This is a genomic window from Caballeronia sp. LjRoot34 (genome assembly GCF_964253815.1).
GTDB lineage: Bacteria > Pseudomonadota > Gammaproteobacteria > Burkholderiales > Burkholderiaceae > Caballeronia.
In genome coordinates this window covers 3,997,248-4,021,251 of the sequence record NZ_CAXUSB020000001.1, presented here as the reverse complement: position 1 = coordinate 4,021,251, position 24,004 = coordinate 3,997,248, and the positions used below count along the sequence as shown (strand labels likewise).

Genomic DNA, 24,004 nt, shown 5'->3' with positions numbered 1-24,004 from the left:
GTCGTGACCAAGCGTGTTCTCATAGCCGATGATGACGACGATGCCCTGAGTTGCCTCGCGAACTTGCTGACGGGGCTGGGACATCAAGTGGCGCAGGCGTCGTGCGGCGCTCAGGCGCTCGACGTGGCGCGGCAATTCGCACCGGACGTGGTGATTCTGGATCTGGGCATGTCGCCGATGGATGGTCTTTCTGCCGCGCGTGCCTTGCGTGCATTGCCCGAGGGTCAGGCAATGCTGCTGGTTGCGCTGACTGGCTGGGGACAGCCGCAGCATCATGCTATGACGCAGGAAGCGGGCTTCGATATTCATCTGGTGAAACCGGTTTCTATCGACCAATTGGGCTTTATTCTGTCGATGACCCAACCTTGATGTTGTACGCTCGCAACAAATTGACGTGAATCGACGGGAGGATGTTGCGCTGCACCAATGATTTTGGTACAGTGGGGTTGTCTCCTCCATGTCTCTACTGATATGGATTCAGCCCGCCCATCTTAGGCGGGCTTTTTTTTATCCGCGTTTTTACCGCACGATTCCCTCAGAACCGGTACGACACCGCCAAAAACGTAATCAGCGGATTGGCACTGAGCCTTGATTTCGTCGTAGCAAGTTCGGTCCCATCAGCCGCCTTGATGATCAACGACGATGTCGTTCTCAACGGAATGTAGGTTAGCGAAGCAATCAAACCCCAGTGTTTGTCGAAGTTATAAGTCGCGCCGAGATTGAACACCGGCTGCCACGACGACGAAGCCTTCGCCTCCACCGACGTCGGCCCCGGCTTGCCCGCGCCCGCCGCCAGCACCGCGCCAAGATTACTCTGTGTCGAGTTTATGAAACCATCGGTGAGCTTGATGTTCGTAAAGAAGTTATACGACACGCCAAGGCCCGCAAACGGTCGGAACGCAGCAGTCGGCGCATTGAAGTAATACTGGAATATCAGCGCCGGGCTCCACTGCCGCACGCTTTTCACGATCGGGTTGGTCTGATCGAGATTCTGGTTGCCAAGCGCGCCCGCCGGTCCCGGCGGCTGGATCGTGCCGTGACCATCGAGTTCAAACGCGGGCGGCACGCCGCCTACAAACGTGGTCGCAATGTGATCGGTGAAAAAGTGCGTGAAGACAAGGCCCAGGGTATCGGCACTCTTCGTCGACAAACTCGTTCCCGGTGACGTGAATTGGGACGGCAACCGCAGCGGCGTATTGATCGGCGTAGGCGCCACATGCGTGGTCAGTGCATCGCTCGAATCCTGCGGCATGACGTGAAACCAGCCGAGTCCCACGACGTTATCGCCGGCACTCTGTGCATGGGCCGACAGCGACGCACATGCAGCGACCGCTACCGCCAACGGTTTTCCCGCAGCCAAAAGCTTTTTCATTTCGTCTCTCTTCGGTTACAGGCCGTCATGCGAACGCAGCGCGAGAAAACCCGGGCGTTGTTCGCATGCAGCCGTTCTTGATGGGCTGCCGGACGGTTACTGGGTCACTGGGTCACTGAACAAATGAGCCGATGGTGAAATACGGTGTCGTCGGGTCGCTCTCGTCGAGATAGCCGAACACGCCGCCGGAGAAGATGAACTTGCCGGTCGGTGTAGTGCCGGTCGACGCACCCACCACCGTCGATGTCACCAGACCCGGAATCGTTTCCGTGTAATCCAGGTTCAACGCACGCGACAACGCAACCTGCGACGGCTGGAACGGATCGATCAAGGTGGCCTGCGTGCCACTGAGCGCGGTCGTGCGGTAATCGAAGGCGTTATCCACGCCGACGTATTCCCCGTTCACCGATCCCGATGCCACGCTGATTTGCGGCGACATCATCGAAATGCCGGATTCGTCGTCGGCGAACGGCGGAATGCCTGTGGTGATCGTGGCGTTCGCCGTGCCGGTACGCACGAGGATCGGCACGTTCTGGCCGCGCAGCTTGCCCACGATCATGTAGCCCTTGCCCAACGGACCGGTTGCGAGTGTCGGGTTGCCTTGCCCAAGGAAGTTGTTGGTGACGAACGCACCGCTGCCATCCGGCGATGGTGCGAAGTTCGATCCGGCTTGCTGGCATTTGCCGGCGTTCACGCCGGTGTTGTCGCACTCTTGCCAGGTGCCGTCGGCATTGATGGTGATCTTCGAATCGACAGAGATGCGCGCGTAGTTTTGCGACGGAATCTCGTGATAGCCCAGTTGGCTATATGTCCCGGCGACATTGGCGAGATTGGTCTCAAGCGTCGAGAAACCGATGAACGGGTAATACGGGAAGGTCCGGTCAGGTACAACACCCTGGCCAAGAATCCCGCCGAACTGCAGTTCCTTGCCCGGAATCGTGCCGCCCGCGACCCCTTCGCCCACGAAAATGCGCGCGGGACGCGTTGGGTCGAGCGTCGCGCCGTTCAACTGGTACGCGCACTGATTGAGCTTTTGCGTGGGCAGGCCGGTTTCCATCGTCAGCGTGCCGTTCTGGGACGTGCCGGCGCGGGTGGGGGAGACTGTGCCGGTCACGGCCGGAATGGGAGATTCCACGTAGGTCACCTGCCACGTGAGTTTCGTCGTGTCGAGTTGCAGCTGGACGAGTTCGCCGCTGCCGCCGCCACCGGTGAAGGTGGTCGTGTAGTCAAGCGACGCCGGGCACAGCCGGACGACCGGCGGCTGAGGCGCATCGCTGCCGCCGCCGCAGCCGCCAAGGAACGGCGTGACGCTGGCGATCGACGCACCCATCGCACCCAACGCAAAAGTTCTCCATTTCATACTGCTGTCTCCATCCACATTTGTTCGTTCGTCTTTCGTCGGCAACCGGCGCTTGCCGGTTGCCCTGGTCTTGAGTGCTTGTCGGGCGTCCGTGTGCCCGTGTGCCCGGCGGCGCTTATTTGCTAAGCAGCGCGCCGATACCGAAGTACGGACTTGCAGGCGTATCGGCGTTAGCGGACGTGGAGGTCAGACCGCCGTTCACCGTGCTGCCGGCAATGAAAATCCCGTACAGGCCGCCCGCCGAGATCAGCGCACCCTGGCCGCCGTTCTGGTCCTGCACGCCGATCAAGCCGGGCAACTGCTGCGCGTAGCTCATGCCGAAACCGGTCTCGGAAGCCTGCGTCGATGGATTGATGAACGAGCCGACCGGACCTTGCAGCAACGTCGCCGTGTACTTGAAGTTCGAATCCGCGCCGACATAACCGCCATCGAACGCGCCCGATGCGAGCGCCGTGTTCGGAGCGAGCATGGCGATGCCGGATTCATCGTCGACTTGTGATGCGGTCGCGTTCAACGGCGTGAGCGGCGACGGCACGAAGACCTGACCGGTGCGCACGACAATTGGCACGATGGCGCCGTTGACCTTGCCGATCACCATGTTCGCGTTCGCGACAGCCGGGAACGCAGGGAAGCCGAGGCCCGTCAACGCTGGCGAGGAACGTTGACCCTGCACTTGCGGTGCAACGGCGCTGGTGAAATACGCGCCGCCCGCGTTCGCCGTCCACGCGCCACCGGTCGTCTGGCAAGACGTATTCGATGCCGGCACGGGCACCGTGCAGTTGCCGGCGGTATCGAAGGATTCCTGTGCCTGCGTGGTCGTGGTCGAGTAGTTATTCGATGGAACCAGGTGGTAAAGCAGCGCGTTATACGTGCCCTTGAGATCCGCGACGTTCGTGCTCACCGTTGAGAAACCGATGAACGGATAGAAGTCGAAGTGCCGGTTCGGCACCGGGAACAGTGGCGGGAAACCGGGGATCGGGTTGACGCCGTCAGCGGTCAGCGTTGCCCCGCTGTACTGCACGGTCGCACCCGGAATGCCGCCGCCGGCCACGCCCTGGCCGATAAAGATGGTCGGCGGGTTCGCTTGGTTGAACGCGGCGGCGGTGGTGTAGATCGATCCATCCGATGCCTGGCCACCGCCTGGCGTCAGCACGAACGCGCAACGGGTTTGCTCCGCCGTGGGCAAAGTGCCTGCCGGCGGGTGCACGACTGCGCCGACGATCGTCGTGCCCTTGCGGGTCGGGTTGACGGTCCCGGTGACAAGCGGAATGGGCGATTCGAGCCACTTCAGCGTGTATGTCATGTTCACGGCGTCGATGTTCAGGCTCACGATCTCGCCACTGCCCGCGCCGCCCAGATACGTGCTCGAGACAATATCCGCGTTAGCCGGACACAACGGCGCGGCACCTGCGCCCACAGCCGGCGCGCCTTGCGTGCCACAACTCGCGCCGGAACATTGCGGCGTGTTGATCGGACCCGGGTTGTCGGCGTTGCCGCCGCAGGCAACAAACAACGGCGCGGTCGCAAGTGCGAGCGCGAGTCCTTTCGAAATGGCATACGGCATAACGCGGTCTCCCTTATCTAGTTTTGCACGTGTAATTTCGCTATCACTTTTTCGTATGTCAACCGACTGAAACATCTAAAACGCCGATTCAAACAGCAGGGTTCCGGCGATGCCTTGACTGATAAGGCGCAGACGGCGCATTGAAACAAAATTTTTTCCACAAGGTAAATTGGAGAAAATATATTTAGTTGCAGTGCGAAACGAAGAAAGTTTGAGCGCGAAAACGCGTAATCATCCACGAACGAACGTTCGTAAATAAATTGGGAGAATCCCTATGAAACCGCGACGGAAGTTCTGTTTGACCCGCGTGGAATTTACGAGGTGGAGATTTGAAGACCAGGCCGGGACGCTGATCGAGTGAATAAAAATGCAGGTGTGAAAAAGCCGGTTTCGCACAATGGCGGAAACCGGCTTTTAGCCAGGTCGAGCGCCTGGCGCGCTCAGATTTTCCCGGAGTCGATTGGCTGGCTTAGCGCGACAGCCCCGATTCTTCATCGGCGCCGATTGCCAGGTTCATGCACTGGATCGCCGCGCCGGACGCACCTTTGCCCAGGTTGTCCAGCCGGGCAACGGCGACAAACCGCTCGTCGCTGCCGAACACGAACAGCTCGACCCGGTTGGTGTCGTTGCAAGCCTGGACGTCGAAGAAGCCGTCGTCGAGATTGCTGTCCGCATTGAACGGCAACACGCGCACGAACGGTTCGTTCGCGTAGTACTCGGCAAACAACGCCTGCACGTCTTGCGGCTTGGCGGTGCGCGACAGTTGATTCGGCGAGAAGTACGTGGTGACGGCGAGGCCCTTCAGGAAGTTGCCGACAATAGGCGTGAACACCGGCGGGTGCTTCAGTCCCGAGCGCACCGCCATTTCCGGCAGATGCTTGTGGGCAAGCCCCAGTGCGTAAGGCCGCGGGCTGTCGAGCCGAGGATTCCCGCCCGCTTCGTAGTCCGCGATCATTTTCTTGCCACCACCGCTGTACCCGGTGATGGAATACGCGTGCGCGGGGAAATCGGCGGAAACAAGACCGCCTGCCACCAAGGGCTTCATTGCCAGCAGGAACGCCGACGCGTGACAACCCGGCACCGCGATGCGCTTCGCCGTGCGCAAACGCTCGCGCTGCGCCGGCATGAGTTCGGGAAGGCCATATGCCCAGTCGTCATGCGTGCGGAACGCCGTGCTGGCGTCGATCACCACCGTACGGTGATTGTCCGCGTTCACCAGCGAAACCGATTCGCGCGAAGCGACGTCCGGCAGGCAAAGGAACGTAACGTCCGACGCATTGATCAGCCGCCGGCGTTCCTCCACGTCCTTGCGCCGCGCTTCCTCGATACGCAACACCTCGACGTCACGCCGCTCGGACAGATATTCGAAAATCTTCAGGCCGGTGGTGCCTTCCTGTCCGTCGACAAATACTTTCGTGGTCATCTCGATCTCGCTGGGTCGGTCGCGCACGGAGGGCATGGTGCCCGAGCGCGGTCAAAACGCCATTTTAATGCGCTTCCGCGACAACGCGATGGCATTGCCGGGCACATCAGCCGATCGGCCTAAAAAAACGTTGCACCGCCGCTGAAAAAACTACTTTGCGTTCCACCGCGCCGCCACGGCCGCGATCCTTGCACCGAACACTTTGGCCGTCTCCAGATCGCCGGGCGGCGGGGCTTCGTCAGGCGATGCATCCGCCGGCGATTGCGCCAGCAAGCCCGAAAAGCCCCCGACGAAGTTCAGGTCGTTGCGCGTGGCCGCCTTCGTGTTCGACGGCATCATGCCCGTGCCGGTCCAGATCATGCCGTGCTGCATCGCGAGCGTGACGAAGTACGCAATGGTCGAATGTTTGTCGCCGTTCATGGTCGCCGAGTTCGTGAACCCGGCCGCGATCTTGTCCTTCCACGATTGCGCGAACCACGGTTTGGAGCTGGCATCGGCGAATTTCTTGAAATCGGCTGACGGGCCGCCCATGTACGTGGGCGCACCGAAGATGATGGCGTCCGCGGCATCGAGCTCGGCCCAGCCAGCATCATCCAGCTCGCCGACGGCAAGCAGCTTCGCGTCCGCGCCGGCGTCGATCGTGCCGGTGAGCACGGCTTCCGCGAGTTTTTTCGTATGGCCGTAGCCGCTGTGATAAACGATAACGATTTTCGGCATTTCATTCCCCGTATGCGACACAACGCCGCGGGTTGCGCAAGAACAACCGGAACCACGCATCTTCGCGATAACTTGGCCGGCTGCAAAAAAAGACGCCGGTGATAGTTCACCGGCGAGTCTAGCAAAGCCAAATTCGACCTGCTGACGTGCCATAAAGGCCGTTCAGCGCCCGTACGTAACAACGAGTTGCGCGCTGGCGATGGTTGTAGTTCGGATTTCGTGCTCGAACATGAGCGAAGGGCTGCTTTGGCGCAGGCGCAAGTCGCTGCTGTTGAGCGCGTAGACCGTGATGACGTAGTGGTGCGGTTTACCCGGCGGCGGACAGGGGCCCGCATAACCGTCAATATCGAAGTCATTGCGCGATTCCACCGCTCCCATTTTTCGTAAGACACCTGAGGCGCTTGCGTTGGACGGTAATTGTGAGACGTTCGCGGGAATGCCCGCGACGGCCCAGTGCCACCAGCCGCGGCCAGGCGCGTCCGGGTCGAAGATGGTGACGGCGAAACTTTGTGTGCTGGCCGGCGCGCCGCGCCATGACAGTTGCGGCGAACGGTTGCCGCCTTTGCAGTCGTTCTGGTCGAACACGAGCGCGAGCTGCACGGGCTGGTTCGGGCGGAGATCCGTACTTGTCAACGTGAAAGGGGCTGTGGCGATAACTTCAGCGACCGCACGCGATGCATTTGATACTATCGCGACGCAGAAAACTGGTAGCAGCGCCGCGCGGCGGAAAATTCGGAACCTGACGGGACGCCAATCAACAGCGCGGTACACAGCACAAACCACAAGCCCGATCCCCAAGCGCATGGTGCAAGTTCTCCGGTCACGGGCGCGGCCAAAATCTGGCGTTTCACCCACTGTAACGATGTATTTTGTCTCAGAAATTGGCTTAGAGCTGGATTCAAGTTTAACATCGCGGGAAAGGACAAAATTTTTCAAATGTTCAAAAGAAGACTCAGCAAGGGTCAACACCGTGACTTCGGGTTTAGCCGCAATTTCGCTCTCCCGGCTGAAGGGCCAATGTAATGAGTAAGAGCACATTGCCTATAATGCGCGAGGGATTTGTTCATTTACGAGCGAGGGGTAAATAATGGGTCAACGGATAAAAGTCATTATCGCCGATGACCATCCTGTCATTCTGTTTGGCGCCGCGCAGGCGCTATTGAAGTTTCCCGAGATCGAGGTGGTTGGGCAAGCGCGTCAATCGACGGAATTGATTCAGCTTTTGCAGAAATCGCCCTGCGACGTGGTCGTGTCGGACCTTGCCATGCCGGGTGGCCAATATGGCGACGGCATGCCATTGCTGGGTTATATCGGGCGTCAGTTTCCGACGGTGCGTATCGTCGTGCTGACCATGCTCGAAAATCCCGCGCTCCTGAAACGCTTGCGTGAGGTCGGTGTGACGGCCGTGATCAATAAGTCTGACGATTTGAGCCACATCGGACTGGCCATCGTCCACGTGATGCGCGGACAGGAATATATTGGGCCGTCGGTGCGTCTGGCGCTCGACAGCATGGGCTTGTCGGCGAGCGGCCAGCAGCGCGACGTGGTGTTGTCGAAGCGGGAGCTGGAAGTGGTGCGTTTATTCGTGTCCGGCATGACAATTACTGAAATTGCCGCGCAGTTGAAACGCAGTATTAAAACGATCAGTACGCAAAAGAATACCGCCATGCGCAAGCTTGGAATTGAGCGGGATTCTGAATTGTTTCAATATGCCCAGAGTAATGGATTATTGAATCTTTCGGCTTATGTGGGCGATGGGAATCTCGACGACACTATTCCCCTGAATACGTAATTGTAATTTGTGTTGTTGCATAAAAAAGCCGCTCGTTCATAAAAACGGGCGGCTTTTTTAATTACATGAAAATTCCCTATCAGGCGATTATTGCGGTGATGCTGTTACGCCGCCGTGCGCCGCCGACCATTGTGCCGGCGCATGCAGGAATTTCTCGACTTCATCCAGCGTCTTTGTCTCGAAATAGCCCGCTTCCTTCGCGACGCGCAGCACATCCCACCATGTGGCGAGCGCGTGCAATTCCACGTCGATATCTTTCAGCACCGAGACGCTTTCCTTGAAGATGTTGTAGTGAAACAGCACGAAGCAGTGATTTACCGTCGCGCCGGCCGTGCGCAGCGCGTTGATGAAATTGATCTTGCTACGGCTGTCGGTGGTCAGGTCTTCCACTAGCAGTACGCGCTGGCCTTCGGTCAACAACCCTTCAATTTGCGCGTTCCGGCCGAAACCCTTCGGCTTCTTGCGCACATATTGCATGGGCACCATCAGCCGGTCGGACAGCCAGGCGGCAAACGGGATGCCGGCCGTTTCACCGCCTGCGACTGCGTCGATCTGCTCATAGCCGATATCGCGAAGGATCGTGGTCTCGGCCATCTCCATCAGGGCGCGTCGTACGCGCGGATACGAGATCAGCTTGCGGCAGTCGATATAAACCGGGCTCGCCCATCCCGACGTGAAAATGTACGGTTTGTCCGCGTTGAAATGCACGGCCTGGACTTCGAGCAGCATCTTGGCGGTGGTGTCGGAGATCGTCTGGCGGTCGAAGCCTGTCATGGGCGAATCCTTGCATTTTGAGTTGGCGCGTGGAGCCCGTTTTGGCCCGTAATCAAGCGACGGTGACCAAAGGCACTTGGCGCAGCGGCGGTGTCCGGTTGAGCAGATGTCGACGGCGTTCGATGCGCGCACAGGCCGGGATTTTACCCGACTGACAAGACACGGACGAAACGTGGACGACACGCGAACGAAACGTGAAAGCGCCGTTCGTTGCCGGAATTGTCTTCTTATTCGGGACCTGCCGAGCAATCGGTGCGAGCGCTTTGGCGTGCTTAAGCGTTCTTTCTGTCGAAAATGGTGCTATGCGTCAATTTAAACGCACGGTGTACACTATTTATCCCCGAAAAATGCTAAGGCCAGATAGTTCACTGTTGGCGTGCGCGCTTGTCATCAAGACCGGCCGGATGGCCAAAATCCATTTCGATCCTTAACGAGATTTGACCGTCGCGAGCGCAGTGTCCTAGCCCTCCGTCTCACCCATTTTCCGCCCATTTTCCTAAACGTCTCAGGCCAATCATGGACGAACAACTGAAGCTCAGCGCCCTCGCCTATCACCAGTATCCGAAGCCCGGCAAGATCTCGGTCACGCCGACTAAGCCCTTGTCCAACCAGCTGGATTTGTCGCTGGCTTACTCGCCCGGCGTGGCCGCTGCCTGCATGGCAATCTTCGACGATCCGCTCGATGCCCAGAAATACACCTCGCGCGGCAACCTGGTCGGCGTGGTGACCAACGGCACGGCTGTGCTCGGTCTCGGCAACATCGGACCGCTCGCCGCCAAGCCGGTGATGGAAGGCAAGGGCTGTCTCTTCAAGAAGTTTGCGGGTATCGACGTGTTCGATATCGAGCTCGCCGAGACCGATCCGGACAAGCTGGTCGATGCCATCGCCATGCTCGAACCCACGCTCGGCGGCATCAACCTGGAAGACATCAAGGCGCCAGAGTGCTTCTACATCGAGAAGAAGCTGCGCGAGCGCATGAAGATCCCCGTCTTCCACGATGACCAGCACGGCACGGCGATCATTGCATCGGCGGCGATTCTCAACGGCTTGAAAGTGGTCGGCAAGAAGCTGGACGAAGTGAAGCTGGTCTGTTCCGGCGCGGGCGCGGCTGCGATCGCGTGTCTCGATTTGCTCGTCCACCTCGGGCTCAAGAAGTCGAACATCCTGGTCTGCGATTCGAAAGGCGTGATCTACGAAGGACGCGGCAACCTGGATCCATCGAAGGAACGGTACGCCGCGAATACGACGGACCGCACGCTCGCCGATGCCATCGACAAGGCCGACGTATTCCTCGGCTGTTCGAGCGCTGGCGTGCTCAAGCCGGAAATGGTCAAGGTCATGGGCACGCAGCCGCTGATCCTCGCGCTTGCCAATCCCGAGCCGGAAATCCGTCCGGAGGAAGCGAAGAAGGTGCGCCCGGACGCGATTATTGCCACTGGCCGGTCGGACTATCCGAACCAGGTCAACAACGTGCTGTGCTTCCCGTTCATCTTCCGCGGCGCGCTGGATGTGGGCGCGACCACGATCACCGAAGAGATGAAGCTCGCGTGCGTGCGCGCGATCGCGGAATTGGCCGAAGAGACCGATCAAGGCGATGAAGTTGCCAAGGCGTACGAAGGCCATTCGCTTGAGTTTGGTCCGGACTACCTGATTCCGAAGCCGTTTGATCCGCGTCTCATCATCAAGATTGCGCCGGCTGTTGCTCAAGCCGCGATGGATTCGGGCGTGGCGACGCGTCCGATCCATGACATGGACGCGTATCGCGAAGAGCTGGGCACGACGGTTTATCGCACGGGCATGGTGATGCGGCCGGTGTTCGCGGCGGCCAAGTCGGCGCCCGCGCGCATTGTGTTCGCCGAAGGTGAGGACGAGCGCGTGCTGCGCGCTGCGCAATTCGTGCTGCTGGAGAAGATCGCGAAGCCGATCATCATCGGGCGGCCGGCGGTGGTGGAAATGCGCTTGCAGAAGATGGGCTCGAAGCTGAAGCCCGGCACCGATTTCGAGATCGTGAATCCGGAAGACGATCCGCGTTACCAGAAATGTTGGCAGGAATATCACACCATCGCTGCACGCGAGGGCGTGACGCCGGACAACGCAAAGGCCGCGCTGCGCAAGTTCAACACATTGATTGGCGCGCTGCTGGTGCGTCTCGGCGATGCCGACGGCATGATCTGCGGCATGATCGACACGTATCACGATCATCTCAAATTCATTGAGCAAGTGTTGGGCAAGGCGGAGGGCGTGGAGAACTTCGCCGCGATGAATCTGCTGATGCTGCAGGGACGCAATCTCTTTATCAGCGATACCTACGTCAACGAGATCCCAACGCCCACCCAACTCGCCGATATGACCATTCTGGCGGCGCGCGAAATCGAGAAGTTCGGGATCGCGCCGAAGGTGGCGTTGCTGTCGAACTCGAACTTCGGCAGCGTGCCGACGGCTTCATCGAAGCGCATGGCCGAGGCTCGAAAGCTGATCGCCGAGCGTGCGCCGGATCTGGAAGTGGAGGGCGAAATGCACGGCGATGCAGCCTTGTCGGAGGTCGTGCGCAAGGCTGCATTCCCGGCGTCGAAGCTGACGGGCGAGGCCAATCTGCTGATCATGCCGAACGTGGAAGCGGCGAATATCACGTACAACCTGCTCAAGATGGTGAGCGGTGAAGGCGTGACGGTTGGGCCGTTCCTGTTGGGCGCGGACAAGCCGGTGCACATTCTCACGCCGGCGGCGACCGTGCGGCGGATCATCAACATGACGGCGGTGGCATCGGCGAACGCGCGAGTGAAGGCGGTAAGTAACGAGGCGTAAGCAGATGAATTAATCCGTCGTCCTGACTATTGGATGACGGTTGACTGAGGCGTGGACGAAGCGGTGACCGAGGATATCGGTCGCCGCTTTTTTTTTGCGCATGTCCCCGCCACATCTAGCGCAAATGCGCTAACGGCGCTTGGTGAATTTTTAAAGAGATAGAAAGGGTGTGGTGCATACAACGATGCCTTTGTTATTCAGACAAATCTGATTCGAATGCCAAGTTGTGCTGAGTAGAGTCGCGGATCGTTTCACTTACCTGTTCGCCAAGACAAATTGTTTCGCAGATTTGTTTCGCGTCAGACATATTCCGCACAACTCTTTGCAGGTATTCAGTATGAACAAGGTTTTTAAATCAGTTTGGAGCGAGGCTCTCGGTGCTTGGGTCGCGGCGTCGGAATTGTGTCGCGGGCGCGGGAAGGGCGGTGGGAAGGTGGCGCGGGCGGTGTTGCTGGCGGTGGGGTTGAGTGCTGCGGGTGTGGCGATCGCTGGTGGAAACGGAACGTCTTATACCGGCAACGGCGCAGCTACTGCAACGAATGCAACTGACATCGCGATCGGTTCAGGCGCGACGGCGACGAGCAAGACCAAGGACGCGATTGCTATCGGCGACACGGCAGCGAGCACGGCAGACGGCGCGATCAGCATTGGTGGAAGTGTTTCGAACGCTGCGACTAACTCTATTTTGATGGGGAATGCAGGAGTCCCGGCCGGAACAACCGGCCAGGTGGCGGTTGCTTCTATTGACGCTGGTTCGACTGCGTCGGTATTTTTCGCCCCTGCTGGCGGCTCGGTTCAGACTTCGGCGAACTCGTTTTCTTTCAACCCATATGCCGGAATCAAAACATCGGCATCGCCCGATTCTGTGAATATCTCGGGGACGGTGAGCGCGGCGCCATCGTCTGTGGCTATCGGTAGCAAATCCAGCGTCACCAACACTCAGGGCGCAGCCACAGCGGGTGTCGCGATCGGATCGAATGCGTCAGTGCAGGCGTTAAATTCTGTCGCAATTGGTGCTAACTCGGTAGCCAACCGGGTCAATTCGTTCTCAGTCGGCGGCAATGGTACGACCCGTGTAATTACGCAGGTATCGAATGGCACAAAACCGACTGACGCTGTGAACATGTCGCAAATCCAGAATATCGTGGACGGACTGGGTGGCACATCGGAAATCAACTCGGACGGATCAATAACAACGCCCACGTATTCAGTGAATGGGTCGGATGAGCAGGGCATTGGCCAGGCGATTAGCGCGCTGGACACGCGTCTGCAGAACGCGGTCATGTACGACGGCGTTTCCAGTTCGATCACGCTCGCTGGCAGCAATGGCACGCAGATCCATAATCTCGCTCCCGCGACGGCGGCCACAGACGCCGTCAACTTTCAACAGTTGACCGACGCCGGCCTGATCGTCGACACGACGGGCGTTGTGACAAACGCGTTCGTCGCCTACACGGACAAGACCGAGAGCGTCGTTTCGCTGGGCGGCTCTGGTGGTACGAAAATCAAAAACGTCGCTGCAGGCGTAGACGCGCAAGATGCAGTCAATGTGAAGCAATTGACGGACGCAGGCGCAGTGGTGGATTCCACGGGTTCCGTAACGAACGCATTCGTGGCCTACGATGGCAGCGCGAAAGATTCAGTAACGCTGAAGGGTACGGCGGGCACGCAGATTCATAAGGTCGCCGCCGGCACGGCTGATCAAGACGCAGTGAACGTGAAGCAGTTGACGGATGCCGGCGCGATCGTGGACTCGACCGGCGCAGTGACTAACGCGTTCGTCGCCTACGACGGCACGACGAAAGATTCGGTTACGCTGAAAGGCTCGAACGGCACGCAGATTCACAAGGTCGCGGCGGGTACCGCTGATCAAGACGCAGTGAACGTCAAGCAGTTGACGGATGCCGGCGCGATCGTGGACTCGACTGGCGCAGTGACAAATGCGTTCGTGGCGTACGACGGCACGACCAAGGATTCGGTCACCCTGAAAGGCACCGATGGCACGCAGATCCACAACGTCGCTGCCGGCACGGCCGACAAAGACGCAGTGAACGTCAAGCAGTTGACGGATGCGGGTGCGATTGTGGACTCGACTGGCGCAGTGACAAATGCGTTCGTCGCCTACGACGGCACGACGAAAGATTCGGTTACGCTGAAAGGCACTGACGGTACGCAAATCCACAACCTCGCGGCCGGCACGGCTGATCAGGACGCGGTGAACGTCAAGCAGTTGACGGATGCGGGTGCGATCGTGGACTCGACTGGCGCAGTGACAAATGCGTTCGTCGCCTACGACGGCACGACGAAAGACTCAGTCACGCTGAAAGGCTCGAACGGCACACAGATTCATAACGTAGCGGCCGGCACTGTCGATATGGACGCAGTCAACCTCAAGCAATTGACGGACGCGGGCGCAACAGTCGACACAAGCGGAAACGTGACGAACGCATTCGTCGCCTACGACGGCAGCGCGAAAGACTCCGTGACGCTGAAAGGGTCGAACGGCACGCAGATTCATAACGTAGCGGCCGGCACTGTCGATATGGACGCAGTCAACCTCAAGCAATTGACGGACGCGGGCGCAACAGTCGATACAAGCGGAAACGTGACCAACGCATTCGTCGCCTACGACGGCAGCGCGAAAGACTCAGTCACGCTAAAAGGCTCGAACGGCACACAGATTCATAACGTAGCGGCCGGCACCGTCGATATGGACGCAGTCAACCTCAAGCAATTGACGGACGCAGGCGCAACAGTCGACACAAGCGGCAACGTGACCAACTCGTTCGTCGCGTATGACGACAGCACGCAGAATTCAGTCACGCTGAAAGGCTCGAACGGCACGCAGATCCATAACGTAGCTAACGGCGAAGTCAGCGCTACCAGCAAGGACGCGGTCAACGGCTCGCAATTATTTGAAGCGACGCAAAACATCCCCGCATTCGCTGATTCGGTAAACTACGACAGCCCGGCGCACGACAAAATCGCACTGGTCAGCACCGCCGGCGGCGCCGTGACAATCTCTGGCGTAGCTGCTGGTGCAATGACTGCGACCAGCAATGAAGCGGTCAACGGCGCACAGCTTTTCGCGGTCGATGCCAAGACGAATCAGAATACCGCTGACATTACGAACATTAACAAGACCATCAGTAACATTACGAACGGCGGCGACGCTTACGTAAGCCAGGATGCGACTACCGGCGTCATCTCGGTCGGCGGGAACACGAATGGCAACGAGGTCAACGTGGCCGGCACTTCAGGCGCGCGCAAGATCACGGGCATAGCTGCCGGAAGTGTTGCCGCGGCCAGCACCGATGCGGTCAATGGCTCGCAGTTGTACAACACGGCAGCGTCGACGGCAGCGGCTCTCGGTGGTGGCGCGGGTGTCGATGCAAATGGCGGTATCACGGCGCCAACCTACAGCGTCGGTGGAACGGACGTGCATGACGTTGGCACTGCAATCGCCAATCTCGATGGGCGCACGACCGCAAATTCGAACGCCATCGCGGACGTTACAGCCGCAACTAAAAACGCGGTCAGCTATGACTCGGACGCGCATAACAAGGTGACGCTCGGCGGTACCGCAGCCGCTGACGGAACCGATGCGAACGCTGTCCAGTTGACGAACGTGAAGGCTGGCGAGCTCTCGGCCACCAGCACGGACGCCGTGAACGGGGCGCAGCTGAACGCGACGAATGCCCGCGTTGACACGTTTGAAAATGTAGTCAACAACATTTCCGGTACGGGAAGCCCGTTTATCGCAATCAATTCGTCGGTCGCGGCGTCCCAGGCACCCACCGCAACAGGCACCGATGCTGTCGCGATTGGCGCAAATTCGCACGCTTCGGGGAACAATTCCGTCGCTTTGGGCGCCAACTCGGTTGCTGATGAAGACAATACGGCGTCAGTGGGTTCGGCTGGCAACGAGCGTCGCATCACGAACGTGGCGCCGGGGCAAAACGGCACTGACGCAGCCAACATGAATCAGGTCAACGAGTTGCGTAACGACGTGGGCCAGAGTTTGTCGGCGTTGCAACGTAGCGCGTTCGGCGGCGTGGCTTCAGCCATGGCCATGCCTAGCCTTTCGCCGCGCGAGCCGGGCAAGACCGTGGTAGCCGTGGGTGTGGCTAACTACAAGGGCTATGGCGCAGTGGGTGCGGGCGCAACGTATCGGTCGCGTGATGGCGCGTGGTTGATCAACGGCGCGTTGTCGGTAACGCCTCATGGCGATACAGGCGCGCGGGCTCAGGTGGGCTACGAGTTCTGAGTTTGAGCTGGTTGTAGGGCAACAATGAAAGGCGATCCGGATGTTCGGATCGCCTTTTTTACTTGCATAAAGCATTTCAGAAACGATCAATATCGGTCACGCCGAATAGTGACGCGGGCGTGCGTGCTCATCCAGGCCGCGGACGCCACCCCAGGGCCGAAGTTCAATAGATCGTATTCGACGACACTATTTGATTTAGGAGCGCGCCTATCAGTATTCCCATGAAGTCCCAATAAAATAGCCTCTGAAGTGAGATTGTGACAAAGCGAGACATGCCAGCGTCCACGTGTCTCGCCTTCAGTTCCGCTATCGGTCAGATATTGATTGCCCAGTCCCTGCTGGACGCACATTTCTCCGTATTCTGCGGATCGGCGCATTAGCCACAATTCGGTGCGGTTTCCAAAATATGTTGAATCCGCTGTAGTTTAAAAAATCAAGCAATATATTAGGAATGCGTATCAATTATGAAGAGGCAATATAAATCGATACTGAGCGAAGTCGCTGTAAAGCGTGATGTCGTTGGTCAAAAAGAAGTCGGTGGTTATAGATTGTTTCAGCGAAACAAGGCTATTCCTTTGGCAGGTCCGTTAAAGACGGCTGGCCCGACGGATTTAAGAATGTGGGCGCTACGATGATGTGGGATGAACTTAATCTGGATATCGCTCACAATTCCCGGCGACATGGTACGAGCGAAAGCACCAGAACTTTGTCGTTCCAAACTCGGCTGAATAATCTGCTGGCAACGGCGTTCAGCGCATTTGTGTTCGCGAGCGCGTCGGCATCGGTACACGCAGAGACGCCTGACATGGACGCCAGCAAACACACAGTGACGGGCGCCATTGAAGCGGGCGAACCTGCTTCACTCGATGGCGCTGTGCTGAATTATGATCCAGTCTCGCTTCAGGACGCGGCCCGGAAAACTCAGGAACTAGCCAGCAATGCGGTTGGTAACGGGGACAGGGACAGGGTTTCAGGCGTTCTGGAAGAGGCGGAAACGATGATCGGCATTCGTTACCTGTGGGGCGGCAATACGCCCGAGGAAGGGCTCGATTGCAGTGGCTTCGTGCGTTACGTCTACGAGAAGGCTGCAGGTATATTGTTGCCGCGGCTATCGGCGCAAATCAGCAGGAAAGGCAAGCCGATTGCGCAGACGGATTTGCATCCTGGCGATCTCGTATTTTTCAATACGCCTCGAGGTGAAGCGACTCACGTTGGCATTTATGTCGGTGAGCATCAGTTTATTCACGCACCGAAGACGGGAGCGTTCATTCGTATTGAATCGATGAGAAGTGCTTATTGGACATCGCGATACTATGGCGCACGACGAATGGTTGCATGACTTGCAGCCTGATAAGACAAAACGCCCGATGACAACATCGGGCGTTTTTGTTTTTGCGTGAGTTGCGCTAAGAGGCTCTTTCAAAAATGCAGTGGGTAATGCGGCTCACGAGGCATGCGGATTGAAGGCCGAGAAGTCGAGCTTGCCGGCGATGAGGAACAGCACGGTTCGCATGGTTTTGAAGCTGGCGTATCCGCGCGCCTTGCGCTTGGCCGCTTGAAACAGGCCGTTGATCGCTTCAATGAAGCCGTTGGTCTGGCGCGTCTGGGCCCACGCGACGATGCCGTCGAAGTGTCGGCGAATCAATCGCGCGACGTCCTTCATCGGTTCAACCTTGGAACGCATGACGCCGGTACACCACCGGCGCAACATCCTGGAGAGCACATGGATCTGCTTGCGATCGAGAATCTCGCGCAGCTGCTCGCGGTACATCCAGGCACGGGCGGTACGGTTGGTGGTGTACTGGCTGATCAGCCCCTCGAGATCGGTCAGCTGCGCGAGATTCAGCTTGTCAGCATCTTTCAGCAGCGACCAGCGCATGCCCTTCAGTGCAGGATCGGTCTTCTGCTGCTCGCGGCGCACACCATCGAGTGCTTTGGACGCGTGCGCCACCACATGAAACTTGTCGAACGTCACACGCGCATCGGGCAGATGCTCGTCCACGCCCTTGATGAAGGCGGGCGACATGTCGATGCTGACCGATTTGATCTGCGCAGGCGTTGCGTTGTGTTGCTCCAGGTGATTGGCAAAGCGTTCGACGACGCCTGCATCCTTGCCGGGCGTGACGAAGACCACGCGCCTGCCGTCCATGTCAGCGACGAGCGAGACATAGTCGTGGCCCCGTCGGCACGAGGTTTCGTCAATGGCCACCGCGGCGAGCTCGGACAAGTCAGTCGCGGCCACGGCCAGATCCACGTAACGATCACAGATGGCCTTCACGCGATGCCACGACAGGTTCACCAGACGAGCCACCGCCGCAAATGTCATCTCCCGGCACAGCGTCAGCACGAGCGCTTCAAACAGCAGCGTAAAGCCATCCAGCTTGCCCATCCAGTCAGGCTCCACGAGCCGCACCGTGCCGTCCGGCAGGCGTACACGCGGCACGCGCACCTCCAGATAACAGTCGAATTGGAAAAAGTTAAGGTGCCGCAGCCGTTTGATGACCGTGTCGTGCACCGGGTGTTCGCCCGGTACCCCGGGATAGGCAAACCGGCTGCCCGCGACAAAGTCCACGGCAATCGTCAGCTCCGTGCCGAAATCGACACCTTGCACATACCACGGTGCCTTGATTCCCAAGGCGGCTTCAAACAGCTGAGTTTGGTTCGTCATAGTTCGCTTAGTCTTGCAGGGCTGGTTGCCGCATTCTGCCGCAACCAGCCCTGCATCAGCTTACTTCCCCTACACGCGTCAAGCGTTCGCTTCGCCGGGCTTGCGCCCGCGCTTGACCCGGCAGTACACCCACTCGAAATTCGAAAGAGGCCGCTAAGAACCTATGTGGTGGTCTAATTTCCTCGGACAAGTCGATAGGAGGACAATCCTGAAATCGATGAGGAATTGAGCTAGATGACAAGAAGGCGCCGACAATTTGACGCCAGCTTCAAGCTGGAAGTGGTGAGGATGATACGAGACCAAGGGCTATCGCTGAGCGAGGTTTGCCGGTCGATGGAACTTGGTGAGACAGCTGTGCGTCGCTGGGTGGCGCAGTACGATGCCGAGTCCAGCGGAGGGGCCGGTGTGGGCAAGCCACTGACGGCCGAGCAGCAGCGTATTCGCCAGCTTGAGATGGAGAACCGGCAACTGCGCGAGGACAATACGCTGCTAAAAAAAGCATCGGCCTTCTTTGCACGGGAACTGAGGTGAGTTACCGCGTGGTAGCCCACTTGCAACAGGAGGCCGTATCGGTCAGTGACGCCTGTCGGGTTTTGCAGGTGAGCCGCTCTGGCTACTACGCGCACCGGCGTGCCAGGCCGAGCGTAAAGCGTCTGCAAGAACAGACTCACGTCAAGGCGGTATTCGCCGCCAGCGGCGCGAGCTACGGCAGCCGGCGCGTGATGCATGCGCTGCGTGAGCAAGGGCTACGTATCGGGCGCCATCGGGTGCGTACGCTGATGCGCGAAGCGAGCCTGCGCACGAGCTGGAAGCGCAAGTTCGTGTCGACCACCGACAGCAGACATACGTTACCTGTGGCCGCGAATGTGCTCGACCGTCAGTTTGACGTGGCCGAGCCCAATCGCGCGTGGGTTTCGGATATCACATATATCCGTACGGCCCAAGGCTGGCTGTATCTGGCGGTCGTGCTGGACCTGTACTCACGCAAGGTGGTTGGCTGGTCCATGGCGCCCACTATGCCAGCCGGGCTAGTGATATCGGCCTTGAACATGGCGCTGCAGCAGCGCTGCCCAGCACCGGGACTGGTACTGCATTCCGACCGGGGTAGCCAATACGCGAGTGATGAATACCAAGCCTTACTTAAGCAGCATCATGTGATTTGCAGTATGAGCCGCAAGGGAAATTGCTGGGACAATTCAGTGATGGAGAGATTCTTCCTGAACCTGAAGATGGAGCGTGTTTGGCAGCGCCGATACGCCAACCACGAAGAGGCACGGCGCGATATCAACCAGTACATCGTCAGTTTCTACAATGCCGTGCGCTTGCACTCGACTTTGGGTTATCTGTCGCCCGCTGCCTATGAGGCAAAACTGACAGTAAAAGAACCTATCGGTCTGTCCGAAATAACTTGACCACTACACCTATGCTACTTGTCGGGCTTCGCCACCTGCCGGCGCACGCCACCGCGCGAGCAGCGCATTCCATTTGATACGAGCTGCGTTCACGTTGTTATCTTTCACGTGACCGTAACCGCGCATCGAATCCGGCAGGCTTGCGAGTTCTATTGCCAGCGGCAACTTCTCCGCTGTCAATCCACCGATCAACTCCTTCACCAGCGCCTCGTAATCCGCAATCAGCGCCCGTTCCATCTTCCGTTCTTCGGTCTTGCCGAAGATATCGAACGATGTACCGCGCAGGAACTTCATCTTCGCTAAAACCTTCATGGCGGATAAGACCCACGGGCCGTACTGCTTCTTGATCAGATGCCCGTGCGCGTCCTTCTTTGAGAGCATGGGCGGCGCGAGGTGGAATTTCACTTTCCAGTCACCTTCGAAGCTGCCCTTCAACCGTTCGACAAACACCGGATCGGCATAAAGACGCGCGACTTCATACTCGTCCTTGTACGCCATCAGCTTGTGCAGATTTTTAGCAACGGCTTCAGTCAATGCGTACTGGCCATCGCCCAGACCGATTAAGGCTTCCGCCTTACGCACTTCGGCCACGAGCTGAGCGTAACGCGCGGCGTACGCTTCGTTCTGGTAGTCGGTGAGATAGGTGATGCGCTTTTCAATCAGCGTGTCCAGCGCCTTCGGCGTATGCAGCGAGATGATCTTGCTGCCGCCTTCCGATCCCGACGATATCCCGCCACGACCTTGCGCGCCGACAAGCCGCGTGACGCCCTCGAGATCGTGAGCGGCGTGGCGACCCCATTCGAACGCCGCGAGATTCTTTTCGACCTGCACTGCATTCAATTCAATCGCGCGAACCAACGATTCATGTCGTAACGGCACCCAGCCGCGTTGCCACGCAAAACCCAGCACGAACGGATTGGTGTAGATGGCATCGCCGAGTAGAGCGACGGCGAAGCGATTTGCATCGACGAGCGCAACGTGTTCGCCAGCGGCTGTGCGGATATCCGCTTCCGCGCTCGCGCCGGGAAAACGCCAGTTGGGGTTCTTGATGAACTCGGCCGTCGGCGTTTCAGCGCTGTTCACCACCACGCGCGTGTGGCCGGGTTGCATCCGCGAGCCGCATTCGTCGCTGGCTGTCACGATAGGATCGCAACCAATCACCAGATCTGCTTCGCCCATCGCGATGCGCGTGGCGTGGATATCGCCGGGATGCGTGGCGATCTGCACGTGGCTCATCACGGCGCCGCCTTTTTGCGCGAGGCCGGTGACATCGAGGACGGTTACGCCTTTTTGTTCCAGATGCGACGCCATGCCGAGCAAAGCGCCGATCGTCACAACGCCTGTACCGCCGACGCCGGTGACCAAAATGCCGTATGGCCGGTCGATCAGCGGTAGCTCGGGCGTGGGAACAGGCGGCATTGCATCGCCGGAAATACTCGATACCTTCGGCTTGCGAAGTTGTCCGCCTTCAACCGTGACGAAGCTCGGGCAGAACCCGTTTACGCACGAGTAGTCCTTGTTGCAGGTCGACTGGTTGATCTGGCGTTTCGTGCCGTATTCAGTGTCGAGTGGTTCGACCGACAGGCAATTCGATTTCACCGAGCAATCGCCACAACCTTCGCAGACGGCTTCGTTGATGACCACGCGCTTCGCCGGATCGGGGTACGCGCCGCGTTTCCTGCGCCGACGCTTTTCGGTTGCGCAGGTCTGGTCGTAAATCAGGATCGTTGTGCCGGCAATTTCACGCAGGGCACGCTGGACTTCATCGAGCTTCTCGCGATGAAATACATCGATACCCGGCGCCAGCCCCACATTCGCCTGATATTTTTCGGGTTCATCGGTGACGATCACGATCTTCGTCGCGCCTTCGGCCGCGAGCTGATGCGTGATTTGCGGCACGGTGAGTACGCCGTCTACAGGCTGACCACCGGTCATGGCCACGGCGTCGTTGTAGAGGATCTTGTACGTGATGTTCGTCTTCGACGCGATCGCTGCGCGGATCGCGAGCAGCCCGGAGTGGAAATACGTGCCATCGCCGAGATTGGCGAACACGTGTTTGTCGTTGGTGAACGGCGCCTGGCCGATCCACGCCACGCCTTCACCGCCCATCTGGCTGAACGTGCTCGTGCTGCGGTCCATCCACACGGTCATGTAATGGCAACCGATACCGGCAAGCGCGCGCGAACCTTCAGGCACATTCGTCGATGTATTGTGCGGACAGCCCGAGCAGAACCACGGCTTGCGCTCCGCTTCAACGCGCGGCCGCGCCAGCGCTCTTTCCTTCGCTTCAATCACCGCGATACGCGTCGCGATGCGCGCGCGGACATCGGCGGGAAGATCGAACTTGTCGAGCCGCGTGGCAATCGCCTTCGCGATAATCGCCGGCGACAACTCGTAGTGCGCCGGCAGCAGCCAGTTGCCCATCGGCACGGACCATTCGCCGCCTGCGCCATCCTTCTCGTCGAACTTGCCGAACACGCGAGGGCGTTGTGCATCGGGCCAGTTATAAAGCTCTTCCTTGATCGCGTACTCCAGGATCTGGCGTTTTTCTTCGACGACCAGAATCTCCTGCAACCCATGTGCAAATGCATGCGCGCCCTGCGCTTCGAGCGGCCACACGCAACCGACCTTGTACAGACGAATGCCGATGCGCGCGCAGGTTTCATCGTCGAGACCGAGGTCCGATAAAGCCTGACGAACATCGAGATACGCCTTTCCCGCCGTCATGATCCCGAAGCGCGCATGCGGCGATTCAATCTCGATCCGATCCAGCTTGTTTGCACGCACGTAGGCGAGGGCCGCGTACCACTTGTAGTCGAGCAGCCGTGCTTCCTGAACCAAGGGCGGGTCGGGCCAGCGGATGTTGAGGCCGCCATCAGGCATCGCGAAATCGGTTGGCAGGACAATTTGCGTACGATGCGGATCGATATCGACAGAAGCCGACGATTCCACCACATCGGTCACGCATTTCATCGCGACCCAGAGGCCGGAGTAACGGCTCATGGCCCAGCCATGCAGGCCGAAGTCCAGATATTCCTGCACATTCGATGGAAACAGCACCGGCAGCCCGCACGCCTTGAAAATGTGTTCCGACTGGTGCGCAAGCGTGGACGATTTGGCGGCGTGATCGTCGCCGGCGAGCACGAGCACACCGCCATGCGCCGATGAACCCGCTGAATTGCCATGCTTGAACACATCGCCGGTTCTGTCGACGCCCGGCCCTTTGCCGTACCACATCGAGAACACGCCGTCGTATTTGGCGCTCGGATAAAGATTGACCTGTTGCGAGCCCCACACGGCGGTCGCCGCGAGGTCTTCATTCACGCCGGGCTGGAACACGACCTGACGCGAAGCGAGGTGTTTCTTCGCTTTCCACAGATGTTGATCGAGTGCGCCGAGCGGAGAACCGCGATAGCCGGAAATGAAACCGGCGGTATTGAGTCCCGCGGCATGATCGCGTTGTTGTTGCAGCATCGGCAGCCGAACCAGCGCCTGTATGCCGCTCATGTACGCGCGACCGCGTTCCAGGGTGTATTTGTCGTCGAGCGTGACGGAATTTAGCGCGGCTTCTAGGGAAGCTTGTTGTTCCGCGTCCAGGGGGGCATTCATTGTGGGGTCTCTCCGCCAACGTTTGGGATCGCCAAAGCACTTTAGGGCCTTCGCGTCTTGTGGATGCGTCGGCCGGGATTTTGAGTGTGCCCGTTTTGATTTTTTTTCAGCACTGGTAAAAACCCGCTGAAAAGTAATTTCAACATTGCACAGGTGTTACGACGTGTAAAAACGGCCGGATTTCGGGAGCGGCGGGGAACCGCTCGCGTCGAGAGCATTCAAACCCGCGATCGATGCACAT

15 protein-coding genes are annotated in these 24,004 nt (G+C 58.8%); 6 read left to right on the top strand and 9 right to left on the bottom strand.

Annotation, left to right across the window (positions count from 1 at the left end; all coding sequences use genetic code 11):
• Positions 1-3 precede the first annotated feature (3 nt).
• The gene (locus tag ACSQ36_RS18105; RefSeq protein ID WP_213768746.1) at positions 4-369 is read left to right on the top strand and encodes a response regulator; all 366 of its coding nucleotides are present in this window, start codon (positions 4-6) and stop codon (positions 367-369) included.
• 166 nt (positions 370-535) lie between these two features.
• On the opposite strand, the gene ACSQ36_RS18100 is transcribed toward ACSQ36_RS18105, so the two are convergent.
• The 6 genes from ACSQ36_RS18100 to ACSQ36_RS18075 form a co-directional block, all read right to left on the bottom strand.
• On the bottom strand, positions 536-1,372 hold the full coding sequence (locus ACSQ36_RS18100; protein ID WP_436182879.1) for an OmpW/AlkL family protein: 837 nt from the start codon (positions 1,370-1,372) through the stop codon (positions 536-538).
• 112 nt (positions 1,373-1,484) lie between these two features.
• The gene (locus ACSQ36_RS18095) at positions 1,485-2,732 is read right to left on the bottom strand and encodes a DUF2957 domain-containing protein (RefSeq protein WP_436182878.1); all 1,248 of its coding nucleotides are present in this window, start codon (positions 2,730-2,732) and stop codon (positions 1,485-1,487) included.
• A 115-nt stretch (positions 2,733-2,847) separates the two neighbouring features.
• The gene (locus ACSQ36_RS18090) at positions 2,848-4,296 is read right to left on the bottom strand and encodes a DUF2957 domain-containing protein (RefSeq protein ID WP_436182877.1); all 1,449 of its coding nucleotides are present in this window, start codon (positions 4,294-4,296) and stop codon (positions 2,848-2,850) included.
• Between the two features lie 469 nt (positions 4,297-4,765).
• A complete protein-coding gene (gene argC, locus ACSQ36_RS18085) occupies positions 4,766-5,719 on the bottom strand; it encodes an N-acetyl-gamma-glutamyl-phosphate reductase (protein ID WP_436182876.1) in 954 nt (317 codons plus the stop codon).
• Between the two features lie 150 nt (positions 5,720-5,869).
• On the bottom strand, positions 5,870-6,436 hold the full coding sequence (locus tag ACSQ36_RS18080) for a flavodoxin family protein (RefSeq protein WP_213768751.1): 567 nt from the start codon (positions 6,434-6,436) through the stop codon (positions 5,870-5,872).
• A gap of 162 nt (positions 6,437-6,598) precedes the next feature.
• A complete protein-coding gene (locus tag ACSQ36_RS18075) occupies positions 6,599-7,240 on the bottom strand; it encodes a YbhB/YbcL family Raf kinase inhibitor-like protein (protein WP_436183210.1) in 642 nt (213 codons plus the stop codon).
• Positions 7,241-7,523: 283 nt separating this feature from the next.
• Here ACSQ36_RS18075 and ACSQ36_RS18070 point away from each other — a divergent pair, with 283 nt between their 5' ends.
• Positions 7,524-8,228 carry a response regulator gene (locus tag ACSQ36_RS18070; RefSeq protein WP_213768752.1) on the top strand — a complete coding sequence of 235 codons (705 nt, stop codon included), beginning with the start codon at positions 7,524-7,526 and terminating at the stop codon, positions 8,226-8,228.
• 87 nt (positions 8,229-8,315) lie between these two features.
• Here ACSQ36_RS18070 and ACSQ36_RS18065 read toward each other — a convergent pair whose 3' ends face one another.
• Positions 8,316-9,002, bottom strand: a complete 687-nt coding sequence (locus tag ACSQ36_RS18065; RefSeq protein ID WP_213768753.1) for an orotate phosphoribosyltransferase — start codon at positions 9,000-9,002, stop codon at positions 8,316-8,318.
• 516 nt (positions 9,003-9,518) lie between these two features.
• Here ACSQ36_RS18065 and ACSQ36_RS18060 point away from each other — a divergent pair.
• From ACSQ36_RS18060 to ACSQ36_RS18050, 3 genes are all read left to right on the top strand, one after another.
• Positions 9,519-11,807, top strand: a complete 2,289-nt coding sequence (locus ACSQ36_RS18060; RefSeq protein WP_436182875.1) for an NADP-dependent malic enzyme — start codon at positions 9,519-9,521, stop codon at positions 11,805-11,807.
• Between the two features lie 337 nt (positions 11,808-12,144).
• The gene (locus ACSQ36_RS18055) at positions 12,145-16,074 is read left to right on the top strand and encodes an ESPR-type extended signal peptide-containing protein (RefSeq protein WP_436182874.1); all 3,930 of its coding nucleotides are present in this window, start codon (positions 12,145-12,147) and stop codon (positions 16,072-16,074) included.
• A gap of 706 nt (positions 16,075-16,780) precedes the next feature.
• Positions 16,781-17,413 carry a C40 family peptidase gene (locus tag ACSQ36_RS18050; RefSeq protein ID WP_436182873.1) on the top strand — a complete coding sequence of 211 codons (633 nt, stop codon included), beginning with the start codon at positions 16,781-16,783 and terminating at the stop codon, positions 17,411-17,413.
• A 105-nt stretch (positions 17,414-17,518) separates the two neighbouring features.
• On the opposite strand, the gene ACSQ36_RS18045 is transcribed toward ACSQ36_RS18050, so the two are convergent.
• Positions 17,519-18,742, bottom strand: coding sequence for an ISL3 family transposase (locus ACSQ36_RS18045; protein ID WP_436182872.1), 1,224 nt, complete (start codon positions 18,740-18,742; stop codon positions 17,519-17,521).
• Between the two features lie 234 nt (positions 18,743-18,976).
• Here ACSQ36_RS18045 and ACSQ36_RS18040 point away from each other — a divergent pair.
• Positions 18,977-20,154 (top strand): IS3 family transposase gene (locus ACSQ36_RS18040; protein ID WP_436182871.1). Its coding sequence is split into 2 segments (ribosomal slippage): positions 18,977-19,244 and positions 19,244-20,154, totalling 1,179 coding nucleotides; the frame shifts between segments, so codons are not numbered across the junction.
• 9 nt (positions 20,155-20,163) lie between these two features.
• Here ACSQ36_RS18040 and ACSQ36_RS18035 read toward each other — a convergent pair.
• Entirely contained in the window at positions 20,164-23,763 is a 3,600-nt protein-coding gene (locus tag ACSQ36_RS18035; protein WP_436182870.1) for an indolepyruvate ferredoxin oxidoreductase family protein, read from the bottom strand.
• Between the last annotated feature and the right edge of the window lie 241 nt (positions 23,764-24,004).